9 protein-coding genes are annotated in these 8,154 nt (G+C 28.8%); 1 reads left to right on the forward strand and 8 read right to left on the reverse strand.

What is annotated here, in order from left to right; translation table 11 throughout:
• From CD129_RS12620 to CD129_RS12630, 3 genes are all read right to left on the reverse strand, one after another.
• A partial coding sequence (locus tag CD129_RS12620) for a glycosyltransferase family 2 protein (protein ID WP_218585276.1) occupies nucleotides 1-878 on the reverse strand: 878 nt, incomplete at its 3' end.
• A gap of 4 nt (nucleotides 879-882) precedes the next feature.
• Entirely contained in the window at nucleotides 883-1,938 is a 1,056-nt protein-coding gene (locus CD129_RS12625) for a CDP-glycerol glycerophosphotransferase family protein (protein WP_160149117.1), read from the reverse strand.
• 84 nt (nucleotides 1,939-2,022) lie between these two features.
• A complete protein-coding gene (locus CD129_RS12630; RefSeq protein ID WP_078356739.1) occupies nucleotides 2,023-2,826 on the reverse strand; it encodes an ABC transporter permease in 804 nt (267 codons plus the stop codon).
• A gap of 207 nt (nucleotides 2,827-3,033) precedes the next feature.
• Between CD129_RS12630 and tagH the strand changes: the two genes are divergently transcribed.
• Complete coding sequence (gene tagH, locus CD129_RS12635; protein WP_115337623.1) at nucleotides 3,034-3,828, forward strand: teichoic acids export ABC transporter ATP-binding subunit TagH; 795 nt, start codon at nucleotides 3,034-3,036, stop codon at nucleotides 3,826-3,828.
• Between the two features lie 58 nt (nucleotides 3,829-3,886).
• Here tagH and CD129_RS12640 read toward each other — a convergent pair whose 3' ends face one another.
• The 5 genes from CD129_RS12640 to CD129_RS12660 all read right to left on the reverse strand — a co-directional run bounded on the left by CD129_RS12640 (nucleotide 3,887) and on the right by CD129_RS12660 (nucleotide 7,956).
• Nucleotides 3,887-4,141 carry a hypothetical protein gene (locus CD129_RS12640; protein WP_115337624.1) on the reverse strand — a complete coding sequence of 85 codons (255 nt, stop codon included), beginning with the start codon at nucleotides 4,139-4,141 and terminating at the stop codon, nucleotides 3,887-3,889.
• Between the two features lie 8 nt (nucleotides 4,142-4,149).
• Nucleotides 4,150-4,512 (reverse strand): hypothetical protein, encoded by a 363-nt coding sequence (locus CD129_RS12645; protein ID WP_078356736.1) that lies wholly within the window; start codon nucleotides 4,510-4,512, stop codon nucleotides 4,150-4,152.
• A complete protein-coding gene (locus tag CD129_RS12650) occupies nucleotides 4,475-5,623 on the reverse strand; it encodes a thiolase family protein (RefSeq protein ID WP_078356735.1) in 1,149 nt (382 codons plus the stop codon). Before CD129_RS12650 ends, CD129_RS12645 begins: the two co-directional genes overlap by 38 nt.
• Nucleotides 5,605-6,978, reverse strand: a complete 1,374-nt coding sequence (locus tag CD129_RS12655; RefSeq protein WP_115337625.1) for an AMP-binding protein — start codon at nucleotides 6,976-6,978, stop codon at nucleotides 5,605-5,607. Before CD129_RS12655 ends, CD129_RS12650 begins: the two co-directional genes overlap by 19 nt.
• A 129-nt stretch (nucleotides 6,979-7,107) precedes the next feature.
• Entirely contained in the window at nucleotides 7,108-7,956 is an 849-nt protein-coding gene (locus CD129_RS12660) for a WecB/TagA/CpsF family glycosyltransferase (protein ID WP_088368990.1), read from the reverse strand.
• Nucleotides 7,957-8,154 lie beyond the last annotated feature (198 nt).

The following is an 8,154-nucleotide window of genomic DNA, read 5'->3' on the forward strand; positions in this document are numbered from 1 at the left end:
AGCTCTTTCAATTCTTTCACACTATCTGTCTCAATCTTTTCTATGCCTTTTAAATATTTGGTAGCTGGGTTTATTAAATCATCTAAATTTTCTACCTTCATAAAATTGTTACGGATTAAGAAATAAATGATTAAATAGTCCATTCTATAACTGTAATAATTACTTACTTTTTCTTTTAGTTCATCTAAAATAACTAAGGATCTTTTTCTTACTTCTGTAGCATCATTTAAATACTTTTCAATATGTTTATAACTAGATGCTACAATAGAATCTTCAATTCCAATATTATATAAATATGCTAGATCATCTATTATTGTGATTTTACTGTTCGACCAAGCTTTTAAGTTAAAAGTGTGTTCTTCACAAAATGTTATATCTTCATCAAACCTTATATCACGTATGATTTCACTCTTATATAGCTTCCCATATGGTCCAATTGACTGAATGATTTCAGGTGTACGATTTAATGTTGTATGCTCGATAGCTTTTAAATCATTGTAAGTTTTAATTGGTCTTATTTCTTCTCCAATTAAATGTGATACTTTACCAACAACAATATCTGTGCCGTTTTCTTTTATAGCTTTAACCATTTTATCGATTATTCCCTCGCCTAACTTATCATCAGCGTCACAGAACATAATGTATTTACCTTTAGCAATACTTATACCTTCGTTTCTTGTTGCTGCTGCCCCTTTATTCTCTCTGTTTAATAGAACAATGTTGGGATTGTTTATTTTACTAATAACATCTGCACTATAATCTTTGGAACCATCATTAATACAAATTATTTCATGTTCATAGTTACTTTTAATAGAGCGAATCGTTTCTTCTATTGTTTTTTCAGCGTTATAAATTGGTATAATGACACTTACTTCCATAGGTTTAGACTCCTTTTTTTATAAAATCAATTAGTTTTTTCGTCGCATCAAAATGAGTATATTGATGCCACATTGGCTTAATTGCTTCATTCACTTTACATCGATTAACTAGTTTATAAAGCATTTCTAAATTATATGCTTTATTTTCTTTAGTCATTTCATAATAATATTTATTTAACCCTCTCATTTCATCATATTGTTCTTCATCATAACAATAAAATATTATAGGTTTGTTTATCAATGAAGCTTCTATACTTAGCGAACTATAATCTGTAATAATAACATCTGCTATTTCAACTAATTCTTGAATATTTCTTTCGTCTGAATCATAACTCGTAATGCTCGGGTGTAACTTAGTTATGAGTTCATAATCAGGACACATTTTTTCAAATACTTCTTTATCAATTGTTTGTATCTCATTCGTATAATCTCTATATGTCGGAACATATAGAGCGATTTTTTTTGAATGATCATTATATGTATGTTTATTTTTATATTGATCTAATCTCGGTAATCCAAACGGTAACATTTGTTCTTCTTTAGCATCTAAACTATTTATAAAAACATCTTTCATTATATCTGAACTAACAAGATAGTAATCTGTAAAATGATAAACAGATAAATAATTTTTTATAAGCTGTTTATTGCTTTTGTTTATACTATTATCTTCAAGTCCAAAGTTCTTCAATGCACCTGCAGCATGCCAAGTTTGAATGACAGATTGTTCTCTTGATTTACTAATACTGCCAAGTAATAAATAATATGTATCAATAATAATTGTTTTACTTTTTTTAATTGCTTTAAGTTGCTGGACTACATATTTATTTTTTAAATTTATCACTTTATCAACTTCTAAACTGTTAGCAAATTCAAGCAATTTTGGGTGTGCAATGATTGTGATACAGTAGCCTTCTCTTTTAAGTTCTTCAATAATTGGTAATACATCTTCTTTAAAAGTCATAAATACAACAACATTTCGACTTTTTATATTGTGTTTGAAAAATTTATTAAATATGAATAATAAAGAAAGATAAACTTGTTTAATCACATTTCTAATCACTTTGACACTTCCTAACATGAATTAAGTTCTTTTTATAAAACAAGGATTACTCATACGAGCAATCCTTTTTTATTGATTATTATTTTAAATAAAGTCAGCAAATCTTTGTCTAAATTTAACATGTAATATAGAACCGACAACAAAGAATAATGCTGTTACGCATATATTATACAGCGCCAATTGCCAATGGTCGATTATGTACCAATTATCATAAAGGATTGCCGCTCTATATCCTTCCGCAAAGAAAAATACAGGGTTTAATTTCATGATCAATTCTATAATAGAACCTTTTTCTGGTATCCATAAAATCGGAGACATATAAAACAACATTCTTAGAATAGCTTGCATAGCCATTTGAGTATCACGTATAAGCACACCTAATGTTGATGTAAACATTGATACTGAGAATGCAAATGCATATACTAAAGGCATATATATAAACAATTGTAAAATATAAATCGATGGTAAGATACCTGTTGGAATACAAATTAAAACAATAGCTAAAACTAGAATAAGATGACTATAAAATTTACTTGTTAAAATATAAGCAGGTATGGCAGATAATGGAAAGTTCATTTTCGCTACTTGATTAAATTTAGTTGATATAGATTTAGTACCTTCTAATACACCTTGGTTTACGAAGAACCACATACTTATACCGACTAATAAATATAAAATAAATGGCACACCATCAATTGGTGCATTTTGTCGTATCCCAAATCCAAACGCAAACCAATAAACAAAGATTTGAAGCATAGGATTTATAATTTCCCAAGCTAAACCAAGATAGTTGTCATGATTTGAAATTTTTAATTGGAACATCGCTAATCTTTGTATTAGATAAAAGTTTTTAACATGCTCTTTTATCACAGTAAATACAGCATTCATGAATATCACTCTCTCGCTTAGACATTTATTACTTAATCAATAATATAGCATCAATTACTAATAGATGATATATTTATCTTTAGGTTAATCATATAATTACAGAACATATATAATTTACATGATTCCAACAAAATTTACAATAAATTTACTAAACTCTTAAAATAATGCATAATAGAATTGTTAATAATTATAAGGAATGAAGTACATATGAAAGAATCAGTTATCATTAATAATCTAACAAAAGAATATAAAATTTTTAGAAGTAATAAAGAGAGATTGAAAGATGTGTTCTTACCAAAACATCAATCTAAAAGATTTTTTGCACTACAGGATATTACTTTCACTGCTTATGAAGGAGATATTATAGGTTTAGTAGGCATTAATGGTTCTGGTAAATCAACATTGAGTAATATCATAGGTGGCTCTTTACAACCCACTGGTGGTGATATTGAACGTCATGGTGATGTGAATGTTATAGCAATTAATTCAGGCTTAAACACGCAATTAAATGGTGTAGATAATATCGAATATAAAATGCTCTTACTTGGCTTTACTAAGAAACAAATTAAAGAACTAACTCCTGAAATTATTGAATTCTCAGAGTTAGGCGAATTTATCTATCAACCAGTTAAAAAATATTCAAGTGGTATGAAATCTAAATTAGGTTTTGCGATTAATGTTACAGTTAATCCTGACATTTTAGTTATAGATGAAGCCTTGTCTGTTGGTGATCAAACTTTCACTAAAAAAAGTTTAGATAAAATGAATGAATTTAAAGAAGCAGGAAAGACAATTTTCTTCGTTAGTCATAATATTGGACAAGTTAAAGATTTTTGTACAAAAATCGCTTGGATTGAAGGCGGGAAGTTAAAAGAATTTGGCTCTAATGAAGAAGTATTACCTAAATATCAATCATTCTTAAAAGAGTTCAACAAGAAATCCGCTAAAGACAAAAAAGCTTTTAAAGATGAATTAGATTCTACTCGTTTTTATATTAAGTAATTAAATATAATATCCAAAGTAAAAATAGGCTGAGACAAATTTATGTCTCAGCCTATTTTTATTCTATTTTACTCACCACTATCTTTACTGTTCCATCTTCATTCATACATACTATCTTATTTTTAATTATTTCTTTTATTAAAGGTTCATTTATCTTAATTGGATTTTTATATTGAACTTTATATTTATACCAGACCACGTCATTTAGTAGCCATTCACAAACTAACTGTCCTGGAACAATTTCATCATGTATAGGATTAGCGTCATTGATAAGTTTTAAGTAAGCTTGAACTATTTCTAAATCATATTTCATATTGCTCCTCACTTCTCTATAAATGTTTGATTGATTGTTACATATGTTTCTTCTTCTTTTTTTATCTTTAAGCTAAATTGATAGATTGTATAAGATTTTACATGAGTTCTTTTTTCTTTAGTTAAGACCGCTTCATACCATGTATCTACAATTAAGTCTTTATACTTATTAATACTCGTTTCTCTTAAGTATATTTCTGTTTCCAAAAATTGCTCAAACATTTGAAATTTTGGCCAAATACTCGCTAAGTACAATACTGGTACGGTCTCTTTACGGTCATTATTTTGTATAAGTAATTTATATGCATTTATATCTTCTGTACTAAATACTATATCAATTATTTCTGTTCCATCTTTTGAATAATGCTGCATGTCCCATACCTCCTCCTATTCCCATTGTAGCTATAGAAGTATTGATATGCTTCATATGAAATAATCGTGTTACAAGTTGAGCTCCACTTGCACTATACGGATGTCCGTTGGCTAATGCACCTCCATAAATATTAAATTTATAATCAGGTATATTTAACATTTCTTTAGATGCTAATACTTGAGAACTAAATGCTTCATTAAATTCTATACCATCAATTGCATCTATATCTAAATTTTGTTTCTTTAGTAAAGATTCCATTGCAGGTACTGGACCGATACCTAATACTTTTGGATTTACACCTTTTACAACGCTGTCTACAAATTCTAATCCTTCCTCGTAGCCTAATGAAATTGCTTTTTCTTTACTCATAACTAAAAGTAATACTGCTCCATCATTTTTCATACAACTATTACCAACGGTTACAGTCCCACTCTTAATTAACGGTTTCAATCGAGATAAGGTTTTCAAAGTCAATTTTGGCTTTATACTTTCGTCACGATCAACCCATTCATTTCGCACTTTAATAGGTAATATTTCATGGGATATATGTCCTTTTTCTAATGCAGAAATTGTCTTTTGATGACTATTATATGCAAAATCATCTTGTGCTTCTCTAGTTACTTGGTAAACTTGAGCAACATTTTCTGCCGCTTCAATCATAGATGGGTCTTCTCCATCAGGTGCAAATGAAGCTCTTTCAAAAATATTTGGAACATCGGATTCATAAACTGATTGTGGTCTTTTTATTTTCCAAGGTGCCCTACTCGTACTTTCTACACCACCAGCAATATAAATATCCCCAGCATTTGCTTGTATCATTCGACATGCATATGTAACAGCTTCTATTCCTGATCCGCACTGTCTATCTATAGTTACACCTGGTATATGTTGTGGCAATTTTGCTTCCAACAATGATTTTCTAGAGATATTCCCTCCATTACCTACAACATTACCTAAGACGACTTCTGATACATCTTCAATCGCTTTACTATGTTCGTTTAATAAATATTCATATAAAGGTTTCAATAATATTTCAGGTTCTAAATGTTTAAATACACCACCATATTTACCAAAAGGTGTCCTTTTCGCAGCTACAATAACTGGTTCCATTCTTCTCCTCCTATGTCGTATAATATTTTCATCTTATGTCTAGCTATCTTTCCACTAGTTGTATATATCATTTTGTTAACTTTTATTAATTTAGATGGTATTTCATATCGACTTAAGCCACATTCTAATAGCAATTCTTTAACTTTCAAATAAGATATTTTTTCTTGTCCTTTATATATTAAAACAGCTATTTCTCCAAACTTATTATGTTTTTCACTAATAATAATTGCTTCATCGATTTCTTTTGAGTTTAAGAGGTTTTGCTCTATACTTTCAGGATAAATATTTTTCCCTCCAATAATTAGCCGATCACTTTCCCTTCCATATAAAAACAATTCATTTTGTTCTGAAATGGATGCCCAATCACCAATTTTAATCCATTCTTCAAATTTCTCATCATTTAAATAACCACTAAAAGTCATGTCACTTTTTACATACAAGATACCAACTTTGTCTTTATCTTGGTTTGTAAATTTAACTTTAACACTCGGAAACAACTTACCTACTGATTCAATAGATGCATTCCCATTAATATTATAGCTAATAAAACTAGCTTCTGAGCTGCCAAAAAATTCAATGACATCTATTTGTGGATATTCTTTTTTGAAAGTTTGAAATATCGTATTGGATAATTTGGCTCCCGATGAAAAGACACTATTAACCTTCTCTAAGTTAACTTTATAATTAAGTAAACTGTGTAACATCGTTGGCACAATAAACATCGTTTTTTGCTCTTTAATTTTATTCATTACTTTTTCTAAAGATTGTGCATTAAATTTACATTGACCAATGAACCCTCTACCGGTACATAAAGCATAAACCATGGCATATAATGACAATGAATGGGCATGAGGGCCAGGAGCTACTATAACTTGAGTATTGTCTTGCATTAACTTCTCATTGTATTTAAATGACTTAACCCACGAATCATTATTGCGCATGTATGCTTTAGGAGTACCAGTTGTACCTGAAGTAAATCCAATATGCAAAGTGTCGTTTGATATGTTGTTATGATTAGAATGATTGAAATAACTTATTGTATTAGAATCTGCTATGAATACATCAATATAATATATATCTATCAAATGTTTTATTTTTTCATCTGTTAAATTTACATCAAATACACATGGAATTTGATTATTCATCAAAGTAGCAATATACCATTTCATAAATTGAATTGGATGCTTTATTGCAATACCTACCATTATATTTTCAGGATATTGCTTTAACTTTCCAGCTAAAATTTCTGATTCATTCCATAATTCACGAAATGATATCGATTGGTTTTCTATGTAAATTGCTTTGACTTCTTGTTTTAAATAAACTTGTTCTTTAATTAGATCCAAAATTTTCATAAACTGAACACCTTCTCGTATTGTTAACTATATTATATCATTCAGTTAACAATATTGATTAATAAAAAGCAAAAAAACAACTTGTCATGATAAGCATCAGCTCACAACAACAAGTTGTTCTATTAAAATTTATTTATATTTCATATATTCATATTTATTCTTTTTAGGTGTACTTGATTTTTGAAATTGTACTTCTTTTAAGAACAATGGAATCTTAAGAGCACGGTTCACACGTTTTAAGTCAGTTATAATTCTATATAACCATTCTAAATTGAGTTTAATAAACATGTTAGGTGCACGTTTGACATTACCACTTATAACATCGAATGACCCACCTACACCCATCATTACTGTATGTTTAAAATGATGACGATTGTAGTATATCCAATCTTCTTGTTTAGGAAAGCCCATTGCTGCAAAAATAAAATCAGGTTCGAATTTCTTAATTTTCTTAGTAACTTTATAATCAAGTACATGTTTATATCCATGCTTATGATCAAAGGTTATATTAGGATATTGTTCTTCTAAAATTTTTCTAGTAGCTTTAACGCCTTCTTTAGAAGATCCCAGTAAGAACACTCTCTTGCTGCTAGCATTCGCGATATTTAACATTTCTTCCATTAACTCGATACCTGGAATACGTTCTTTCAAAGGTGTATTCAAATATTTAGCTGCTTTAACAATACCGATACCATCTGGTACAATGTAATCCGCATGTTTAATTCGTCTTTGGTAATGGTTATTGTTATAAGCGTAATGAGCAATTTCTGGATTCGCAGTAACAACAAATAAATTATCATTTGTTTCTTGGTTAACAAAATATTTAATTCGTTCGACCATCTCGTACTTTGTAAGGTTTGCAAATGGCAAACCAAGTACATTTATTGTTTGTGGTTTAATTACATCAAACGAATTCTCTCTATTTAATTTAATTTGTTCACCAATGCTACTTAAATCTTTTTCTAGTACTTTTGCCATTTGTTTCACCTCACATTCTTCACTATAATTTACACCATTTCTACATAATTTACAACAAATTTACATTCAACACTCGTTAATCGATACACATAATTCATTTAAATTGTTGAATTTTACTTGTATAATCGTATATGATGTATAATATGCAAAAATTTATATTTTAAATCAAATCACGAATAGAAGGGTAAATATATAATA

The sequence above is a fragment of the Mammaliicoccus fleurettii genome (assembly GCF_003970575.1).
In the GTDB taxonomy this organism is placed as follows: Bacteria; Bacillota; Bacilli; order Staphylococcales; family Staphylococcaceae; genus Mammaliicoccus; species Mammaliicoccus fleurettii.

Coding starts and splice junctions, on each gene's coding strand:
- CD129_RS12640 (WP_115337624.1), bottom strand. CDS start 4,141: ATGAAATATGATTTAGAAATAGTTCAAGCTTACTTAAAACTTATCAAT.
- CD129_RS12630 (WP_078356739.1), bottom strand. CDS start 2,826: ATGAATGCTGTATTTACTGTGATAAAAGAGCATGTTAAAAACTTTTAT.
- CD129_RS12650 (WP_078356735.1), bottom strand. CDS start 5,623: ATGGAACCAGTTATTGTAGCTGCGAAAAGGACACCTTTTGGTAAATAT.
- CD129_RS12645 (WP_078356736.1), bottom strand. CDS start 4,512: ATGCAGCATTATTCAAAAGATGGAACAGAAATAATTGATATAGTATTT.
- CD129_RS12655 (WP_115337625.1), bottom strand. CDS start 6,978: ATGAAAATTTTGGATCTAATTAAAGAACAAGTTTATTTAAAACAAGAA.
- tagH (WP_115337623.1), top strand. CDS start 3,034: ATGAAAGAATCAGTTATCATTAATAATCTAACAAAAGAATATAAAATT.
- CD129_RS12660 (WP_088368990.1), bottom strand. CDS start 7,956: ATGGCAAAAGTACTAGAAAAAGATTTAAGTAGCATTGGTGAACAAATT.